Here is a 19,525-nt window from a genome sequence, read left to right as displayed (position 1 = left end):
ATGCTTCGCACCGTCACCCTGCTCGGCGCCACGGGCTCGATCGGCCGCTCGACCCGCGAGGTCGTCGCCGAGAATCCCGATCGTCTGGCGATCTCGGCTGTTGTCGGCGGCAAGGATGCGGCGGCGCTCGCCAAGGTCGCCATCGAGACCGGGGCGCGTTTCGCGGCGCTGGCAGACGAGGGCGGTGCGGCGGCGCTGGCGGAGGCGTTGTCGGGCAGCGGCATCGCCCATGGCGCAGGGCGTTCGGCCGTGTTCGACGCCGTGGCGATGCCGAGCGATATCGTCGTCAGCGCGATTTCCGGAGCGGCAGGGTTGGAGGCGACCTTCGCGGCGCTGACGCCAGGCAGGGTCGTGGCGCTCGCCAATAAGGAAAGCCTCGTTTGCGCCGGAGCCGCCGTCATGGCGCGCGCGCAAGCGGTTGGCGTGCGGATCCTGCCGCTCGATTCCGAACACAACGCTTTGTTCCAAGTCCTTGGTAGCGAGCCGATCTCGGCCATCCGCACGATGACGCTGACGGCTTCGGGCGGACCCTTCCGCACCTGGAGCGTCGAGGACATTGCCGCAGCACGGCCGGAGCAGGCGCTGGCTCATCCCAACTACGCGATGGGCGCCAAGATCACGATCGATTCCGCCAGCATGATGAACAAGGGGCTGGAGCTGATCGAGGCCTGCTTCCTGTTCGGATTGCGCCATGACCAGCTCGATGTGCTGGTGCATCCGCAGCAGATCGTCCATGGGCTCGTGACCTTCCGCGACGGCTCGGTCAGCGCCGGCATGGCCGTGCCGGATATGCGCGTCGCCGCTGCCCATTGCCTGGGTGTGGACGGTCGGCTCGATGCGCCGCCGGCGCGCTTTCTGGACCTTGCGCTGACAGCGCCGCTCGCCTTCGAGCGTCCCGATCTCGTGCGCTTTCCGGCGCTCGGCCTTGCCATGGCGGCGTTGGCACAAGGTGGCGCCATGCCGGCGATCCTCAACGCGGCCAATGAGATAGCCGTCGCAGCTTATCTCGCCGGCGCGATCAGCTTTCCTGGAATCGCCGCATTGGTGGAGGCCGTCTGCAGCCAATCGGCGCCGCAGATGGCGGCTCCGGCGGACGTGGCGGCCGCCCTCGCTATTGACCAAGATGCGAGAAAGCGAGCGCGGGCGCTCTTGTAGTAGACCCCTTTCGCTGTCACCTAAGGGCGACAGATCGGGAGTTGTTGATGGAATTCGTAGCGACAATCTGGAATGCGGGCGGCTCCCTGTTGGGCTATCTCGTGCCGTTTCTGTTCGTCCTCGCCATCGTCGTCTTCATCCATGAACTCGGGCATTTCCTCGTCGGCCGCTGGTGCGGCGTCGATGTGAAGGTGTTCTCGATCGGCTTCGGTCGTGAGATCTACGGCTTCAACGACAAGTACGGAACGCGCTGGCGCATCGCCCTGATCCCGCTCGGCGGCTATGTGAAGTTCTCCGGCGACGCCGATGCATCGAGTGCGCCCGACAATGCCGAAGTCGCGCAGATGACGCCGCAGGAGCGGGCGCGCTCCTTCCCAGCGCAGTCGATCGGCGAACGAGCCGCTATCGTTGCGGCCGGGCCGATCGCCAATTTCCTGCTCGCTATCTTCATCTTCTCTGCCACCGTGTTCCTGTTCGGCAAGCAAGTGCTGATCCCCAGGGTCGATCAGGTCAAGGCCGACAGCGCTGCCCAACGAGCAGGCTTGCAGGCGGGCGATCTCGTCATCGCGATCGACGGCCAGCCGATCGGCAGCTTCAGCGACATGCAGCGCATCATCTCGGTACGGCCCAACGAGGTGGTCTCGGTCACCGTCGAGCGCGCCGGTGCCAAGCTGACGATTCCGGTGACGCCTGCCTTGGTCGAGACGACCTCGCCGCTTGGAAAACAGCGGATTGGAGTCATCGGCGTCGAGGCATCGCGCAAGGCGGAGGATTGGAAAGTCCAGCATTTCGGGCCGCTGGAATCGCTGCACAACGGCGTCTCCGAGACCTGGTTCGTGGTCAAGCAGACCTATGATTACATCGGCAAATTGGTCAGCGGGCGCGAATCGACCGACCAGCTGTCGGGGCCGATCCGGATCGCCCAGGTTTCCGGCCTGGTGGCGTCGAATGGCGGGTTTCTGGGCCTGATCAACCTGGCGGCGATCCTGTCAGTTTCGATTGGCCTGATGAACCTGCTCCCGGTCCCGATACTCGATGGCGGGCATCTCATGTTCTACGCGATAGAAACACTTCGCGGCCGGCCGCTCAGTGAACGTGCTCAGGAAATCGGCTTCCGCGTCGGGGCCTGCCTCGTCCTGATGCTGATGCTGTTCGTGACCTGGAATGACATTCTTCACGTCCATTCGCAGCTTTGACCGGATTTCCACGTTCTGACCGCGCCGCTTTGCGGCGGAAACGCGGCAGGACGCGTGGCCTCCTGGCAACGAGGCGCTTAAAAATATTTTGTTAACGACAATGGCGGTTTGCGTCCTGCAGGAAACTTTGTAGAAGCGTTTGGACTGCAATGTCGCCATGCCGCTGCCCCTAGGCGGTGGTCCCCGTCTGGGGTGGCGACCCGAGAAAATGGAATAGGCGACCCGATGACGTCGACCCAAAAGAGCCTGTCTTTCAAGCTGCGGCTCTCTCGATCAGTCGGACTTTCGGCCTTTATGTTGGCCGTAAGCGGTGGCGTAGTGTTCGCGCAGGCCGTGATTGTCCAGGGCAACAGAAGCGTCGATGCGGAGACGATCCGCACCTATGCGGCCGGGCAGGGCTCGACCGCCCCCCAGGATATCCGTCAGAATCTGATGGCTACCGGCCTGTTCTCCAGCGTGCAGGTCAGCCGCCGCGGATCGCAGACCGTGATCGCGGTCAGGGAAAACGACACGATCAACCGTGTCGCCTTCGAGGGTAACCGCCGCCTGAAGAGCGATGTGCTGCTCCAGCAGGTCCAGTCGAAAGCGCAAGGCCCGATGAGCCAGGCGCTGATCGATGCCGACGTTCAGCGTCTGAAGGACGCCTATCGCCGCGCCGGTTACGGTCTGGCCTCGGTGAGCGGCCGTATCGCTCCGCTGCCGAACGGGCGCTCGGATGTGGTCTTCACCATCGTCGAGAGCGGCAAGACCGGCATCAAGTCGATCAATTTCAGCGGCAATGGCGTTTACTCGTCGGGGCGTCTGCGCGGTCTGATGACCTCGACCGAGTCGAACTTCCTCAGCTTCATCAAGACCTCCGACGTCTATGAGGCCGACCGGATCTCTTCCGATCTCGAGCTTATCCGTCGTTTCTATCTGAAGAACGGCTATGCCGACTTCCAGATCGTCTCGAACAACGCCCGCTTCGACGAGGCGCAGGGTGGCTGGGTCATCGACATCGCGGTTGATGAAGGTCCGCAATACCGCGTCGGCAATGTGGCGGTTGATTCCAAGCTGCCCGACATCGATCCCAATGCGCTGCAGCGCGTCATCGCGACCTCCGCTGGCGATACCTACAATGCCGAGGCGGTCGAGAAGTCGCTGGTGGCTTTGACGACGGAAGTTTCGCGCCGTGGCTATGCCTTCGCGCAGGTTCGTCCGCGCGGCGACCGCGATTCTGCCGGGCGCCAGATCGGCATCACCTATGTCATCGACGAAGGTCCGCGGGTCTATGTCGAGCGCATCAATGTGCGCGGCAACACCCGTACGCGCGACTATGTCGTGCGCCGCGAGCTCGATCTCGGTGAGGGTGACGCCTACAACAAGGTTCTGGTCGACCGGGCCGAGCGCCGCCTCAACAACCTTGGCTTCTTCAGCAAGGTGCGTGTCACCAACGAGCCGGGCTCGACGCCTGACCGCGTCATCGTCAATATCGATGTCGAGGACAAGGCGACCGGTTCGTTCTCGATTGCCGGCGGTTACTCGACCTCGGACGGCGTCATCGGCGAAGTCTCGTTGTCGGAGTCGAACTTCCTCGGCCGCGGCCAGTTCGTTCGTATCGCCGGCACACTCGGCCAGCGCACGCAGGGCGTCGATTTCTCCTTCACGGAGCCGTACTTCCTCGGCCGCCGGATCGGAGCGGGTTTCGATCTGTTCTCGAAGTTCAACGACAACTACAACACGGGCCGTTTCGAAAGCCGCGTGAATGGCGGGCAGGTGCGCCTGACCTTCCCGATCACGGAAGAGTTTTCGATCACGCCGCGCTATTCGCTCTATACGACCGAGATCACGGTTCCGAACACGGTATCCCGTCCCTATAACGACTGCTCCGCGCCGCTGGCTGGCGTTACGCCGGGAACGGATGGGGCGATCGGGGCGGACAGGACCTATAACTGTGTCACCAATGGCGAGGCGACGATCGCGGTCAAGGAAGCAGTCGGCACCACGCTGACCTCGCTGGTCGGCCTGAACTTCAACTACAACTCGCTCGACAACTACCAGAACCCGCGCAACGGCTTCCTGGCCGAGATCAAGCCGGAATTCGCTGGCGTCGGCGGCGATTCGAAGTTCCTGCGCATCGCGGCGGATGCCCGCTATTACCGCGAGATCTTCGACGATGTCGTCGGCTTCGCTCGTGTGCAAGGTGGCCATGTCCAGGCGACCAGCGGCAATCTGCGCATGATCGACCACTACTTCCTCGGACCGAGCCTGGTGCGCGGCTTTGCGCCCTCGGGTATCGGCCCGCGCGATATCGGCACGACGCTCAATCCGACCGACCCGACGACCAACGCACTCGGCGGCACCACCTATTTCGGTGGCACGCTCGAAGTGCAATTCCCGATCTTCGGCTTGCCGCGTGATCTCGGCTTGCGCGGAGCGGTCTTCGCCGATGCCGGTACGCTGTTCAATTACGAGGGCGGCAACAAGGTGGCCCTCACGGGCTGCCCGGCGGGAACCGAGGCACGTCAGTTCAACGTCGCCTCCAACTCGACGTATCAGAGCAACCAGGCCTGCGTTCGCGACAAGAATGTCATCCGGTCTTCGGTCGGCGTCAGCCTGCTGTGGCAGTCGCCGCTCGGCCCGATCCGCTTCGACTATGCTTATGCCCTGTCGAAGGATGACGGCTATCGCGACCCGGCCTCTGGCGTGAAGCTCGGCGGCGACCGGCTGCAGGCCTTCCGCTTCTCCGGCGGCACGCGATTCTGACGCGACGGGGCAGCTTGCCCCGTCCCGGATCTTCTCGATGTCAGACCCTCAGTTCTTTCCCTTGGCGACCTCGCTCAGCTTCGGCGAGGTCGCAGCCATTTCGGGCGCCGCTTTGCCGGAAGGCGCCGATGCGGCTCGCATGATCACGGGCGCAGCAGCCCTCGAGGCTGCTGGTCCGTCCGACCTCGCCTATATGGACAACCCGAAATATACCGATGCCCTGGCGGCGACGGGCGCAGGGCTGTGCCTGGTGTCGTCGCGCTTCGCCATGCGGGTGCCGGCTGGCACCACCGCGCTGGTTTCCAACACCCCCTACCATGCCTTTGCCCGGGTGCTCGCCCGCTTCTTCCCGACGGCCTTGAAGCCAGGCTCGATGTTCGGCTCGCAAGGCGTGGCACCTGGCGCCTTCGTTCACGCGACGGCCGTTCTGGAGGCGGGTGTCACGGTCGATCCCGGCGCGGTCATCGGCCCTGGCGCCGAGATCGGGGCTGGGACCGTGGTCGGCTCCCATGCCGTCATCGGACCGCAGGTCCGCATTGGGCGCGATTGTGCGATCGGTTCGGGCAGCACATTGCAATCGACCCTCATCGGCAACCGCGTCATCATTCACCCCGGCGTGCGCATCGGCCAGGACGGTTTCGGCTTCGCGATGAGCCCGAAAGGGCACATGAAGGTGCCGCAGATCGGGCGCGTCATCATCCAGGACGATGTCGAGATCGGCGCCAACACCTGCATCGACCGCGGCGCGAGCCGGGATACGGTGATCGGCGAGGGCACCAAGATCGATAACCTGGTCCAGATCGGCCATAATGTCGTCATCGGGCGCCACTGCGTCATCGTCTCCCAGGTCGGCATCGCCGGCTCGTCGACGCTGGAGGATTTCGTCGTCCTCGGCGGTCAGGTCGGGCTTGCCGGCCATCTGACGATCGGCATGGGCGCGCAGGTCGCAGCTCAAAGCGGCGTCGCGGGCGATGTGCCGCGCGGCGCGCGCTATGGTGGCTATCCCGCCCAGCCCGCGCTGAGCTGGGCGCGCGAGAGCGCCCTGCTGAAGTCGCTGGTCGCCAAGCGCGGCAAGACCTCGGATCGCTCGGACGTTTGACAAGATCCATTGCTGTCGGCCATGGCATGACAGGCAAGGATTGCATCACCTAGATCGCTCCGGCTCTAGAACGAATGGAAAATGCGGTGCCCAGCGCGGGGCCCGGATGGATAATGGGGACACCATGAACGACGCGACGAAAACCCTGGGTGTGGCGGACATCCAGAGGATCATGGCCTGCATCCCCCATCGCTATCCGTTCCTGCTGGTCGATCGCGTCGTTGAGATCGACGGCGAGGATTCCGGCATCGGCATCAAGAACGTGACGATGAACGAGCCTCAGTTCACCGGGCATTTTCCTGGCCGCCCGGTTTTCCCCGGCGTGCTGATGATCGAGGCGATGGCGCAGACCGCCGGCGTCCTTGTCGTCAATGCCAGGGGCAGCGACGATCCGGCCGTCAGCACCGTGCTCTTCACCACGATCGACAAGGCCAAGTTCCGCAAGCCGGTCATTCCAGGCGACACGCTGCGCTTCCACCTGACGAAGGTGACTCGCAAGCGTAATCTCTACTTCTATCGCGGCGAGGCCCGGGTCGATGGGGTCCTGGTCGCTGAGGCCGATCTTTCGGCCATGGTGGTTTGACGGTCAGCAAAGGTCAGGACAGCGATTCCATGAGCGTGACCATTCACCCAATGTCGGTCGTCGATCCGAAAGCGCGCCTTGGGGCGGGTGTTCAGATCGGCCCGTTTTGTACTGTCGGACCCGACGTGACCCTGGCCGATAATGTCGAACTGATCAGCCATGTGGTGGTCGCGGGTTTCACGACGATCGGCGAGCGCACGAAGCTTTATCCCTTCGCCTCGATCGGCCACCCGCCGCAGGATGTGAAGTACCGCGGCGAGCCCTCGACGCTGACGATCGGTGCCGATTGCCTGATCCGCGAAGGTGTGACGATGAACCCCGGCACCGAGGGCGGTGGCATGAAGACCACGGTCGGCGACCGTTGCTTCTTCCTTGCCAATTCGCATGTCGGCCATGACAGCCACATCGGCAACAACGTCATCTTCTCCAATAATGTCATGTGCGCAGGCCATGTCACCATTGGGAACTTCGTCATCGTCAATGGCGGCGCTGGACTCCAGCAATTCATCCGCGTCGGCGATCACGCGTTCGTCGGCGGCGGCTCCGGCGTCCATAACGATGTCATCCCCTTCGGCCTGGTGCGCGACAATCCGGCTCACTTGGCCGGTCTCAATCTCGTCGGGCTCAAGCGACGCGGTTTCTCGCGCGAGCAGATTCATGAATTGCGTCGTGCCTACAGGCTGCTCTTCGCCGATGAAGGCACCTTGTCGGAGCGCGTCGAGGATGTCGCCAGCGAGTTTGCCGCCCATCCCCTGATTCACGAAATTCTCGATTTCATCCGCAACGGCAACGAGAGGGCGATCTGCGTCCCGCGCGACGTCAACGCGCCGGATCGGTGACGGCTGCTCATCCAGAGTCGGTGGCGGTGGTGCGCGGGCCGCTCGCGATCATCGCCGGCGGCGGCGATTTTCCGCCTGCTCTTGCCGAAATCGCGGCCCGGGATGGCCACGGCCTATTTGTCGCCGCGCTCGATGGTGCGGCTGACCCGGCACGTTTCGGCGCGCTCGAGCTCACCTCCTACAGGCTCGGCCAACTCGGACGGCTGCTCGACGATTTGCGCCGTCGGGAAATCGCCGATCTCGTCCTGATCGGTTCGCTGCCGCGCCCGAGCTTCGGCGCGCTGAGGCCGGAAGCCTCGACCTTGAAATATCTGCCTCATTTTGCGCGCGCCTTTCAGGGTGGAGACGACCATTTGCTGCGCGGCGTCGTCCGCTTCTTCGAGGAGCGCGGCTTTCGCGTCCACGGTCCCGCCGAGATCGCGCCGGAATTGACCGCCCCAATGGGTGCGCTCGGCCGCAAGGTCGCCACGCCGGCCCAGCATGAATTGATTGCGCGCGGCTTCTCCATGCTGTCCGCGCTCGCCCCTTTCGATGTCGGGCAGGCGGCGATCCTGGCCGATCATCGCATCGTCGCGATAGAAGCGGCCGAGGGCACCGATGCGATGATCCGGCGTGTCGCCGAGCTCGCCTCCAGCGGTCGGCTCAAGATCGCCAGGGGCGACGGCGTTCTGGTCAAGGCCCCGAAGGAGGGCCAGGACTTGCGCGTCGACATGCCGGCGATCGGTCCCGATACCTTGCGCAACATCGCAGAGGCGGGCCTTGCCGGTATCGCGCTCAGGACCGGCCGCGTGCTCGTCGGTGATCGCGGCAAACTCGGCCGGCTTGCCGATCAGCTCGGCGTCTTCGTCGAGGGGGTCATATGAGCCGGCCATTCCGACTTGCCATCATCGCGGGTGAAGCCTCGGGCGACGCGCTGGCGACGCGTTTCCTCGTGGCGCTGCGCGCGCGCTTGGGCGAGCGGCCGCTCGAACTCACGGGCGTGGGCGGAGAGAGCCTGATCGCGCAGGGGCTCGTCCCGCTGTTCCCGCAAGCCGATATCGCCGTGATGGGATTTGGGCCCGTCATCGCGCGTTTGCCGCTGCTGCTGCGGCGGATGTCGGATGCGGCGAAGGGCATTGCCGCCTTCGCGCCCGATCTGCTGCTGACGATCGACAGCCCGGACTTTTCTTTGCGCGTCGCCAAGAAGGTTCGAGCCCGCGCGCCGGCGGTCCCGATCGTGCATTGGGTCTGCCCCAGCGTCTGGGCCTGGCGTTCGGGGCGGGCACGGCGCATGGCACCACATGTCGACCGCATTCTGGCATTGCTGCCCTTCGAGCCGGCCGCATTGGCGCGGTTGCATGGGCCAAGCACGGTCTATGTCGGTCACCCGCTGATGGAGCGCCTGGCCGATCTGCGCCCGAACGCCGATGAAGCTGCTCGCCGCGCCGATAGCGAGCGACCGGAAATCCTGATCCTGCCAGGCAGCCGTCGCTCCGAGATCAATCACCTGATGCCGGCTTTCGGGCAGGCCGTGGCGCTGATCGCCGCCGAGCGGCCGCAGGTGCGCTTCGTCTTGCCGGCTGTCACACATCTTCGGGGCCTGATCGGCGAAGCCGTCGCTTCCTGGCCGGTCAAGCCCGAGATCGTCACCGGCGAGGTCAACAAGCTCGCAGCCTTCCGCGGGGCACGCGCGGCGCTTGCAGCATCGGGCACCGTCACGCTCGAGCTCGCTCTGGCACAAATCCCCACGGTTGCCGCCTATCGCGGCGCCAATTGGGAAGCCGCAATCGCCAAGCGCTTGATCAAGTTGCCGAGCGTGATCCTGCCGAACCTGATCCTGGGGCGCAGTGTCGTGCCCGAATTCATCCAGGAGACGGCGACGCCTGAGACATTGAGCCGGGAGGTTCTGGCGATCATCCCCGAGGGCGAGGCACGTGCTCGCCAATTGGCCGGTTTCGACGAGGTCGAGACGATCATGCGTTCGGCCGGCGCGAGCCCGGCGGCGAATGCCGTCGAGGCCGCGCTGGCCTTGCTTGCATCAGATGATGCGGTGCGGGGTTGAACCCCGGTTCACTCGAGCGCCGCGCCTGACGCCTTGGCGATCGGGAACCATTTCGCCACCTCGATCTTGACGTGTTCGCCGAGCGCTTCGGGTGTCGAGCCGATGATCTCGGCGCTGACGTCGTTGAGGCGCTGCTTCACATTGGCATCGGTCAGTGCCGTGTTCGCCACGCTGTTGAGCTTGTCGACGATGGGGCGAGGCAGATTAGCCGGCCCGAACAGCGCATTCCAAGTATAGGTCTCATAGCCGGTCAGGCCGCCCTCGGCGATGGTCGGGATGTCGGGAAAGGACGAGACCCGGGCCTTGGTGGTGACGCCGATGGCGCGCAATTGCCCCGTGCGGATGAATTGCGCGGAGGAGGGCAGGTTGTCGAACATGATCGGCACTGCGCCCGAGACCACATCGTTCAAGGCGGGGCCCGCGCCGCGATAGGGCACATGGTTCATGCTGACGCCGCCGAGCGACTTGAACAGCTCGCCCGACAGATGCAGCGGCGTGCCGACACCCGACGACGCATAGGCGTATTTGCCGGGGTTTTCCTTCAGCAGCTTGATGACTTCTGGCACCGTTTTGGCCGGAAAGTCCGGATGCACGACCATGACGTTGGGCACTATGGCCAGCAGCGAGATCGGCGTGAAATCCTTGACCGGATCGAAGGTGACGGTCTTGAGGATCGCGGGGTTGAGCGCATGGGTCGAGATCGTGCCCATCAGGATGGTGTAGCCGTCAGGTGCGGCGCGGGCAACGGCGGTGGAGCCAAGGTTGCCGCCCGCTCCGGCGCGGTTCTCAATGACGACCGACTGCCCGAGCAGTTCACCCATCTTCTGGCCGACGAGACGGGCGACGATGTCGGTGGAGCCGCCGGCGGCGAAGGGGACGATCAGCGAAACCGGTCGCGTTGGGAAGCTGGCCTGCGCCTGCGCGAGCGCGGGACATCCGCTGACCGAAAGCGCCGAGGCTCCGGTCAGGAAAACGCGACGATTCAAGCCGTTCTGGTTCGACATAAAACTGCACTCCCAATTGATGGAGCGACGATAGCGTAGGCGCAGATGCGTCTCAGTTATCAATCCTGCGCAATAAAAAGGCCGCGACGATTGCTCGTCGCGGCCTTTCAGCAGCTGGACCGGATGCTTCAGCGCCGGCCGATCGGGGTGTATTCGCGCGGGCCGGCGCCGGTGTAGAGCTGGCGCGGACGGCCGATGCGCTGGGACGGATCCTCGATCATTTCCTTCCACTGCGCGATCCAGCCGACGGTGCGCGCAAGCGCAAACAGCGCCGTGAACATCGAGGTCGGGAAGCCCATCGCCTTCAGCGTGATGCCCGAATAGAAATCGATGTTCGGATAGAGCTTCTTCTCGATGAAATAGGGGTCCGACAGCGCGATGCGCTCGAGCTCGATGGCGACGTCCAGCAGCGGATCGTCCTTGATGCCGAGCTCGTTGAGCACCTCATGCGTGGTCTTCTGCATGATCTTGGCGCGCGGATCGTAGTTCTTGTAGACGCGGTGGCCGAAGCCCATCAGGCGGAAAGGATCGTTCTTGTCCTTCGCCTTGGCGATGTATTTCGGGATGTTCTCAACCGAGCCGATCTCCTCGAGCATCTTGAGGGCGGCTTCATTGGCGCCGCCATGAGCCGGGCCCCAGAGGCAGGCCGCGCCGGCCGCGATGCAGGCGAAAGGATTGGCGCCCGACGAGCCGGCGAGCCGGACCGTCGAGGTCGAGGCGTTCTGCTCATGGTCGGCGTGCAGGATGAAGATCCGGTCGAGCGCGCGCGACAGCACCGGATTGACCTTGTACTCCTCGGCAGGCACCGCAAAGCACATGCGCAGGAAGTTCGAGGTGTAATCGAGCGAGTTCAGCGGGAACACGAAGGGCTGGCCGATGGTGTATTTGAACGCCATGGCGGCGAGCGTCGGCATCTTCGCGATCATGCGCATCGAGGCGATCATGCGCTGCTGCGGGTCGGAGATGTCGGTCGAGTCGTGATAGAACGCCGACATCGCGCCGATCGAGCCGACCATCACCGCCATCGGGTGGGCATCGCGGCGGAAACCCTGGAAGAAGCGGGCCATCTGCTCGTGCACCATGGTGTGGCGCGTCACGCGATAGTCGAAATCGGCCTTCTGCGCGGCGGTCGGCAATTCGCCTTCCAGCAGCAGGTAGCAGGTCTCGAGGAAGTCGCCATGCTCGGCGAGCTGCTCGATGGGGTAGCCGCGATAGAGCAAGATGCCCTCGTCGCCGTCGATATAGGTGATCTGCGATTCGCAGCTCGCCGTGGAGGTGAAGCCCGGGTCATAAGTGAACATGCCCGTTTGCGAGTAGAGCTTGGCGATGTCGATGACGGAGGGGCCGATCGACCCCTTCTTGATCGCCATGTCGATGGTTTTTCCGTCGACCTGGAGCTGGCTGCTATTTCCGCTCATCGATACCGATCCTTTCAGGCTCGTTGCTGACCAGTCGCTGTTCCATCAGGCCCAACACCGAATTGTTGCGCACGAGACATCTCTGTCATCCGAAGGCCTGGACGTAACGGCCCTGTGACGGAACGGCAAATGCGGATACGGGCAGGAAGGTGGTTCATCCAACTGATATTCAAGCAATATTTGTGCCCCTTCCACCACGCGGCGGAGCCGGGCACATGGCGCGTCACTAGACCATTTGCAGAGGCGGTTCAACAGAGCCGAAAGGGGGAGGGAGCCCTCGCCACGTCATGACTGATCTGCCAGACGCGCCAACGTCTCCTCGCGGCCGAGCACCGCCATGACGTCGAACAGGCCCGGCGACATGGCGCGGCCGGTCAGGGCGGCGCGCAAGGGCTGCGCAGCCTGGCCGAGCTTGAGCCCATGCTCCTCGGCATAGCCGCGAACCACTGCCTCCAGCGCCTCCGGCGACCAGTCGTTCACGGCCGAGAGTTTCGCCGCCAGGCCCGGCAGGTGCTGGCGTGCGGGTTCGTCGAGCAGGGCTGTAGCCTTCTGATCGAGCTGCAGCGGGCGCGGGGCGTAAAGATAATAGGCGCTGTCGAGAAGTTCGATCAGCGTCTTGGCGCGCTCCTTCAAGCCAGGCATGGCGGCGAGGAAACGCGCCTCCAGCTCGGGCGAAAGCTCTGCCGGCACGCCGCGCGCCGGACCGATCTCGGGCAGAATCGTCTTCAACGCCGCGAGCAGGTCGTGATCGGTGGATTGGCGCATATAGAGACCGTTCAAGCTCTCCAGCTTGGCGTAATCGAAACGCGCCGGCGAACGGCCGATCGAGGACAGGTTGAACAGCGCGATCATCTCGTCGGTCGAGAAGATCTCCTGGTCGCCATGGCTCCAGCCGAGGCGCAGCAGATAATTGCGCAGCGCCACCGGCAAATAGCCCATGGAGCGATAGGCATCGACGCCGAGCGCGCCATGGCGCTTGGAGAGTTTCGCTCCATCCGCCCCGTGGATCAGCGGGATATGCGACATGCTCGGCACCTGCCAGCCCATCGCCTGGTAGATCTGGGTCTGGCGGGCGGCGTTGGTCAGATGGTCGTCGCCGCGAATGACATGGGTCACGCCCATGTCATGGTCGTCGACCACCACAGCCAGCATGTAGGTCGGGTTTCCGTCGGAGCGCAGCAGGACGAGATCGTCGAGATTCTCGTTCTGCCAGACGACGCGGCCCTGGACCTCGTCCTCGACCACGGTCTCACCGGTCTGCGGCGCGCGCAGGCGGATGACCGGCTTCACGCCGACCGGGGCCGTCGCCGGATCACGATCGCGCCAGCGGCCGTCATAGCGCATCGGCCGGCCCTCGGCCTTGGCCTTCTCGCGCATCTCGTCGAGCTCGGCCGGCGTCGCATAGCAATAATAAGCGTTGCCGGCAGCCAGCATCTGCTGCGCCACCTCGCGATGCCGCTCGGCACGGGCGAATTGGTAGACGGTGTCGCCATCCCAATCGAGCCCGAGCCAGCTCAACCCGTCGAGGATCGCGGCGATCGCCGGTTCCGTCGAGCGCTCGCGGTCCGTGTCCTCGATCCGCAACAGCATCTTGCCGCCATGGCGGCGCGCATAGAGCCAGTTGAACAGGGCCGTCCGCGCTCCGCCGATATGCAGGAAGCCGGTGGGCGAGGGGGCAAAGCGCGTGACGACCGCATCACTCATGAAGGCTGGGCTCCGGCTGGGCTCGTGAATCGGCAGCCCAAAGGCAAAACAGGAAGGGACGGCAAAAACAGGACAATCCACCGGTCATGACATGACAGCCGGCGTGGCCCCTGTAACATGGCTCGGCCGCCCGCGTTAAGCGCAAGATCGCGGGCGGGCAGGGGGAAGGGGCGGCGGTGCATAGGGGACCGTCAGAGCGGATGAAGTCACGCGGCGCGCTGGCCAGCGCCCTGCCGTCGCGCCCGGCCGTCTCCTGGCTCGGCAGCGATGTCGGCCTGACATGGCGGGATTGGCCCGGGCAGGCGCGACAGGCCTTCGCCGCCGAGGCGGAGCGCAGGCGGCTCTTCCTCTGGTTCCCGGTCATGATGGGCATCGGCATTCTGCTCTATTTCGCCGGCGACCGGGAGCCCGCGCTATGGGCGCCACTTGCCGGCGTCGCGCTTGCAAGCGGCCTCGCCATCGCTCTGCGCCGGCGGCGGCTGGCCTTGCCGGTTTGTCTCGGGCTCGTTGCGGTCTTCGTCGGCTTCTCGGCGGCGACCTGGCGCACCGCGACGATCATGGCGCCGATCCTGGATCGCCCGCGCAGCGGCCAGCTCACCGGCTATGTCGAATCCGTCGAGGCGCGCGATGCAGGTGCTCGCCTCGTCGTGCTGGTCACCGGGATGGCCGGCGTCGAAGCGGAGCGACGGCCCAAACGCGTCCGCGTCAACATCAAGGCGGAGACAGTCGCGCCGGGCGATCACATCATGGCCAATGCGCGCCTTCTGCCGCCGCCTGGTCCGGCGCGACCGGGCGGCTATGATTTCGGCCGGGACGCGTTCTTTCGCGGTATCGGCGCGGTCGGCAACATCCCCGGCAAGATCATGCTGACGCCGCCGCCAGGCCCGCCCCCGCCCGAACTCGCGAGAGCCGTGCTGATCGACCGCGCCCGCAACGCCCTGACCGCCCGCATCGCCAGCGTCGGAGGGGGGCAGGCCGGCGCGATGGCGGCGGCGCTGGTGACCGGCAAGCGCGGCCTGATCACGGAAACGACTAATGCCGATCTGCGCGCGGCGGGCATCTACCACGTCGTCTCGATCTCAGGCCTGCACATGGTGCTCGCCGCCGGCACGATCCTCTGGCTGGTGCGGGCGCTGCTGGCGCTCTCGCAGACCCTGGCCTTGCGTTGGCCGATCAAGAAGATCGCCGCCGTTGCCGCCATGATCGGGGCAACCGCCTATTGCATTTTCTCCGGCTCCGATGTCGCAACCGTCAGGTCACTGATCATGACGCTGGTGATGCTCGGCGCAATCCTGATCGACCGCCCGGCGCTGAGCATGCGCAACCTTGCCTTGGCGGCGATCATCGTCTTGCTGCGCGAGCCCGAAGCGCTGCTCGGGCCGAGCTTCCAGATGTCATTCGGGGCGGTCGCGGCGCTGATCGCCTTTGCCGAGCGCTGGGACGAACGCAATCAGACCGCGCCGCCATCGCCGTGGCCCTGGCCGCTGCGTCCCCTCTGGATCGCCGCCAGCGGCACCGTCATCACAACCCTGCTGGCGACGGCGGCGACGGCCCCGTTCGGCGCTTATCATTTTCAGACCTTCAATCCGTTCGGGCTGCTCGGCAATGCGCTCGCCTTGCCCTTCGTCTCGCTGTTCGTCATGCCGGCTGCGGTGTTCGGCGTGCTGGCCTATCCCTTCGGCCTCGATTGGCCAGCCTGGTGGCTGATGGGCGCCGCCTCCGACGTCGTGCTGCGGCTGGCCCACTGGGTCGCGGCGATCGACCACTCGACGCTGATCATTCCCGCCTTCGGCGAGGCCGCGCTGGTCTGCCTTGCAATGACGCTGCTCTGGCTGACGCTGTGGAGCACGAAGCTTCGGCTGCTCGCCATCGTGCCGCTGGTAATGGGCGTCACGGTCGCGGCCAAGCCGGACCGGCCGGATATCGTCATCGAACGCGACGGTTCCGGCCTCGTCGTGCGCGGAGCCGACGACCGTTTCATTCTGGCCGGCCGGCCAAGCAGCTTCGTGCTGCAACAATGGCTCACCGCCGATGGCGATGGGCGGCAGCCCACGGATGCGAGCCTGCGCACGAATGCGGCTTGCGATACGCAAGGCTGTGTCGTCACCACCCGCAATGGCCGCCGGATCGCCTATGCGAAAGACCGGCTCGCCGTCATCGAGGATTGCCTGCGCGCCGATCTCGTCGTCACGCCGATACCCTGGTCGGCGCCCTGCGCAGCAAAACTGGTCGACCGGACGGCCCTGAACCGTGACGGCGCGACCTCCCTCATCGGCACTGCAGGTGGCTGGCGCACAGTCCAATCGGAACGGCAGGATGCCGACCGCCCTTGGATGCGTAAGCGCGCGACGACAAGCTCAAGGCCCTCGACGCCGCCGCCTGCGCGGCAGCCGGAGAGGATTGATACGGGTGATGTGGCAGCCGAGCCCGGCCGGCTTCAGTAGCGCCGCATCAGATTGACCAACCGGCCCTGGATCTTGACCCGGTCGGGGCCGAGCACACGGGTTTCATAAGCGGGATTTGCGGCTTCAAGCGCGATCGACGAGCCACGCTTGCGCAGGCGCTTCAGCGTCGCCTCCTCGTCATCGATCAGCGCCACGATGATGTCGCCGGTATTGGCCGTGTCCTGTCGGCGGATGACGACGGTGTCACCGTCGAGAATGCCGGCCTCGACCATCGAATCGCCGCGCACTTCAAGCGCGAAATGCTCACCGGCGCCGAGCATGTCCGCCGGCAGCGCCACATTGTGGCTGCGGCTCTGGATCGCCGAGATCGGCGTGCCGGCGGCGATCCGCCCCATCACCGGGATTGCGATCGTGGCCCGCGCATCCTCTTCCGGACTCGGCGCCGGACGTGCCTTGCCGAGGCCGCCGCCCTGGCCGAGGCCGCCTTGCACGATGGAGGGGCTGAAGCGCGCACGCGCGCCCTGTGGCGTGCCGACGCCATCGGGAAGCTTGATGACCTCCAGCGCGCGGGCGCGATTGGGCAGCCGGCGAATGAAGCCCCGCTCCTCCAAGGCCATGATCAGGCGATGAATGCCGGATTTCGAGCGGAGATCGAGCGCGTCCTTCATTTCGTCGAAGGAGGGCGGCACGCCGCTTTCACGCAGGCGTTCCTGGATGAAGCGGAGCAATTCGAATTGTTTGCGTGTCAGCATGGTCCCCGCCAGCGCCCGCGGCGCGAATTCGAAACAAATCACGAACATCATACACGTTCGTGTTGTGTTCCGCAAGCAAGCCTAGCGGAGGCGGATGATCCGGCAGGGCGCGCCTTCTTTTGCCGGCTCTGCATGGGCCGGGCGAATGAGCAGCGCTCGAGCACGCGCCAGATTGCCCAACATCGAGGAATCCTGCTTGGCGAAGGGGGTGGCGAGCCAACCGGCCTCGATGTGCTGAAGATCGGCACGCAGATAATCCTCGCGCTCATCATTAGCCGGCATATCGCTTCCGAGAAGCGCCGGCTCGCTGCGGTCGCGCGCGGGATCGGGCATGCCCAGAAGCGCCTCGATGAGCGGTGCCACGAACAGATGCCCGCAGACGATCGACGAGACCGGGTTACCGGGCAGGCCTACGGCGACCATGGCTCCAAGCCGCCCCATCATCATCGGCTTGCCCGGCCGCATCGCGATCTTCCAGAAGCCGAGCTCCATGCCCTGGCGCTTCAAGGCCTCCTGCACGAGGTCATGCGCCCCGACCGAGGCACCGCCGAGCGTAATCAGGACATCCGCCCCGGCGGCTCGCGCCTGTTCGATCTTGGCGGCGAGATCGGCATGATTGTCGCGTGCGATGCCGAGATCGAAGGCCGTTCCGCCGATCTCCTCGACGATCGCGGCCAGGGAATAGCTGTTCGACGCGACGATCTGGTCGGGTCCGACCGTTTCACCCGGCAGAACGAGTTCGTCACCCGTAGCCAGGATCGCGACCAGAGGCTTGCGCCGAACCGGCAGCGCCGGGTGTCCGGCTGCAGCCGCGAGGCCGAGCGCGGCACTGTCGAGCCGGCGTCCCGCCGGGAGGAGGGCGTCGCCTTCCCGGAAATCGAGCCCGGCCGGGCGGACGAAACGCCCCGGCTCGGCCCCTTCGCGGACGCGGATGACCGCGCCGCCGACACCGTCGGCATTCTCCTGGATCAGGATCGTGTCCGCACCCTGTGGCATCGGCGCGCCGGTGAAGATGCGAATCGTCTCGCCGGGGCCGACCGTCCCTGCAAAGGCGCGCCCAGCCGCCGATTCGCCGATAACACGCAGTTCATTTGCCGGCGCAAGATCTACCGCTCGCACCGCGTAGCCATCCATGGCCGAATTGGCGAAAGGCGGCTGCGTTCTGAGCGCGACGATATCGGCCCCCAGCACGCGCCTGGCGCAGGAGGCGAGCGGAACGATCTCGACGGATGTCGGCCCGGGAACGCTGTCGAGCAGCGCCTGCAGCGCGACCTTGACCGGGGTCAGGCTCATGCCGGCTGCTCCGCCTCGTAGACGCCCGATTTCCCGCCGGATTTGTGCACCAGCCGGATGCCCTCGATATGCATCGCGCGATCGACGGCCTTGACCATGTCGTAGACCGTGAGACAGGCGATGCTGACGGCAGTGAGCGCTTCCATCTCGACGCCGGTCTGGCCCTTCATCTTAACTTCGGCGCGCACGCGGACGCCGGGCAATGCCGCGTCGATGGTGAGATCGACGGCGATCTTGCTGATCAGCAGCGGGTGGCAAAGCGGAATCAGCTCATGGGTGCGCTTGGCCGCCATGATGCCGGCGAGCCTTGCGGTGCCGAGCACGTCGCCCTTCTTCGCGTCGCCACGGCGCACGATGTCGAGCGTGGCTGCCTGCATCACCACATTGCCCTCGGCGATCGCGACACGCGTCGTCTCGGCCTTGTCGCCGACATCCACCATATGCGCCTGGCCCTGCGCATCGAGGTGGCTGAGGCCGGTCATGCCGCGACCTCGTCGCCCGGCTTGGCGAGCAGAGCGCGCGTTGCCTGCGCCACATCCGCCTGGCGCATCAGGCTCTCGCCGACCAGGAAGGTTTCGACACCGACGCGCCGCAGCCTTGCGATATCGGCTGGGCCGAAGACACCGCTCTCGCCGACGATGATCCGGTCATCGGGAATGCGCGGTGCCAGGCGTTCTGTGACGGCGAGGTCGACATGGAAGCTGCGCAGATCGCGGTTGTTGATGCCGAGCAGGCGGCTGTCGATCGCCAGGGCGCGTTCGAGCTCGGCTTCGTCATGGACCTCGACGAGGACGTCCATGCCAAGGCTCTGCGCCGTGGCGTTGAGCTCGCGCGCCGTGGCGTCGTCGACCCCGGCCATGATGATCAGGATGCAATCGGCGCCCCAGGCGCGCGCTTCGAACACCTGATAGGCGTCGTAGAGGAAGTCCTTGCGCAGCGCCGGCAGGCCTGAGGCCTCGCGCGCCTGCGTCAGGAATTCGGGCCGACCCTGGAACGACGGTGCGTCTGTCAGCACCGAGAGGCAGGCGGCCCCGCCTGCCGCATAAGCCTTCGCCAGTAAGGCCGGATCGAAATCCTCCCGGATCAGCCCCTTTGACGGGCTCGCCTTCTTGATCTCCGCGATCAAGGCCGACTGGCCCGTGGCATGCTTCGCCGCGAGCGCAGCAGCAAAGCCGCGTACCGGTGAGGCGGCCAGTGCCAGTCGCTCGATCTCAGCTTGTGGGATCGCAGCCTTGGCGGCAGCGATCTCCTGGCGCTTATAGGTCTCGATCTTCGCAAGAATATCGGTCAT

General features: G+C 65.3%; 16 protein-coding genes. 9 read left to right on the top strand and 7 right to left on the bottom strand.

Annotation, left to right across the window (positions count from 1 at the left end; genetic code table 11):
• The 8 genes from dxr to lpxB all read left to right on the top strand — a co-directional run bounded on the left by dxr (window position 1) and on the right by lpxB (window position 9,658).
• Entirely contained in the window at window positions 1-1,155 is a 1,155-nt protein-coding gene (gene dxr, locus BMZ97_RS04245; protein ID WP_092165771.1) for a 1-deoxy-D-xylulose-5-phosphate reductoisomerase, read from the top strand.
• Window positions 1,156-1,202: 47 nt separating this feature from the next.
• Window positions 1,203-2,351 (top strand): RIP metalloprotease RseP, encoded by a 1,149-nt coding sequence (gene rseP / locus BMZ97_RS04240; protein ID WP_092165769.1) that lies wholly within the window; start codon window positions 1,203-1,205, stop codon window positions 2,349-2,351.
• Window positions 2,352-2,645: 294 nt separating this feature from the next.
• Window positions 2,646-5,096: an outer membrane protein assembly factor BamA gene (bamA, locus tag BMZ97_RS04235; protein ID WP_244546265.1), complete on the top strand. Its 2,451-nt coding sequence runs from the start codon at window positions 2,646-2,648 to the stop codon at window positions 5,094-5,096.
• Between the two features lie 37 nt (window positions 5,097-5,133).
• Complete coding sequence (gene lpxD / locus BMZ97_RS04230) at window positions 5,134-6,195, top strand: UDP-3-O-(3-hydroxymyristoyl)glucosamine N-acyltransferase (RefSeq protein WP_092165765.1); 1,062 nt, start codon at window positions 5,134-5,136, stop codon at window positions 6,193-6,195.
• Between the two features lie 124 nt (window positions 6,196-6,319).
• On the top strand, window positions 6,320-6,778 hold the full coding sequence (fabZ, locus tag BMZ97_RS04225) for a 3-hydroxyacyl-ACP dehydratase FabZ (protein WP_069693828.1): 459 nt from the start codon (window positions 6,320-6,322) through the stop codon (window positions 6,776-6,778).
• 29 nt (window positions 6,779-6,807) lie between these two features.
• A complete protein-coding gene (lpxA, locus tag BMZ97_RS04220) occupies window positions 6,808-7,617 on the top strand; it encodes an acyl-ACP--UDP-N-acetylglucosamine O-acyltransferase (protein ID WP_092165763.1) in 810 nt (269 codons plus the stop codon).
• Complete coding sequence (gene lpxI / locus BMZ97_RS04215; RefSeq protein WP_175525418.1) at window positions 7,614-8,480, top strand: LpxI family protein; 867 nt, start codon at window positions 7,614-7,616, stop codon at window positions 8,478-8,480. Before lpxA ends, lpxI begins: the two co-directional genes overlap by 4 nt.
• Window positions 8,477-9,658 carry a lipid-A-disaccharide synthase gene (gene lpxB / locus BMZ97_RS04210; RefSeq protein ID WP_092165759.1) on the top strand — a complete coding sequence of 394 codons (1,182 nt, stop codon included), beginning with the start codon at window positions 8,477-8,479 and terminating at the stop codon, window positions 9,656-9,658. Before lpxI ends, lpxB begins: the two co-directional genes overlap by 4 nt.
• An 8-nt stretch (window positions 9,659-9,666) precedes the next feature.
• Here the strand turns inward: lpxB and BMZ97_RS04205 are convergent, their stop codons facing one another.
• The 3 genes from BMZ97_RS04205 to gltX all read right to left on the bottom strand — a co-directional run bounded on the left by BMZ97_RS04205 (window position 9,667) and on the right by gltX (window position 13,784).
• Entirely contained in the window at window positions 9,667-10,626 is a 960-nt protein-coding gene (locus BMZ97_RS04205) for a Bug family tripartite tricarboxylate transporter substrate binding protein (RefSeq protein ID WP_244546264.1), read from the bottom strand.
• Between the two features lie 164 nt (window positions 10,627-10,790).
• Window positions 10,791-12,080: a citrate synthase gene (gene gltA, locus BMZ97_RS04200; protein ID WP_092165754.1), complete on the bottom strand. Its 1,290-nt coding sequence runs from the start codon at window positions 12,078-12,080 to the stop codon at window positions 10,791-10,793.
• 285 nt (window positions 12,081-12,365) lie between these two features.
• Complete coding sequence (gltX, locus tag BMZ97_RS04195; protein WP_092165752.1) at window positions 12,366-13,784, bottom strand: glutamate--tRNA ligase; 1,419 nt, start codon at window positions 13,782-13,784, stop codon at window positions 12,366-12,368.
• 200 nt (window positions 13,785-13,984) lie between these two features.
• On the opposite strand from gltX, the gene BMZ97_RS04190 reads away from it, so the two are divergent.
• Entirely contained in the window at window positions 13,985-16,228 is a 2,244-nt protein-coding gene (locus BMZ97_RS04190) for a ComEC/Rec2 family competence protein (protein ID WP_092165750.1), read from the top strand.
• Here the strand turns inward: BMZ97_RS04190 and lexA are convergent.
• The 4 genes from lexA to trpC form a co-directional block, all read right to left on the bottom strand.
• The gene (gene lexA, locus BMZ97_RS04185; RefSeq protein ID WP_092166609.1) at window positions 16,222-16,941 is read right to left on the bottom strand and encodes a transcriptional repressor LexA; all 720 of its coding nucleotides are present in this window, start codon (window positions 16,939-16,941) and stop codon (window positions 16,222-16,224) included. The two genes, BMZ97_RS04190 and lexA, sit on opposite strands and share 7 nt — an antisense overlap.
• Window positions 16,942-17,022: 81 nt before the next feature.
• Complete coding sequence (gene glp / locus BMZ97_RS04180) at window positions 17,023-18,234, bottom strand: molybdopterin molybdotransferase MoeA (protein WP_092165748.1); 1,212 nt, start codon at window positions 18,232-18,234, stop codon at window positions 17,023-17,025.
• Window positions 18,231-18,716: a cyclic pyranopterin monophosphate synthase MoaC gene (moaC, locus tag BMZ97_RS04175; protein ID WP_092165746.1), complete on the bottom strand. Its 486-nt coding sequence runs from the start codon at window positions 18,714-18,716 to the stop codon at window positions 18,231-18,233. Before moaC ends, glp begins: the two co-directional genes overlap by 4 nt.
• Window positions 18,713-19,525, bottom strand: a complete 813-nt coding sequence (gene trpC, locus BMZ97_RS04170) for an indole-3-glycerol phosphate synthase TrpC (RefSeq protein ID WP_092165744.1) — start codon at window positions 19,523-19,525, stop codon at window positions 18,713-18,715. The genes moaC and trpC overlap by 4 nt, the downstream gene beginning before the upstream one ends.

This window comes from Allobosea sp. OK403 (assembly GCF_900113835.1).
GTDB lineage: Bacteria > Pseudomonadota > Alphaproteobacteria > Rhizobiales > Beijerinckiaceae > Allobosea.
This window is presented reverse-complemented; position numbering and strand designations above follow the sequence as displayed.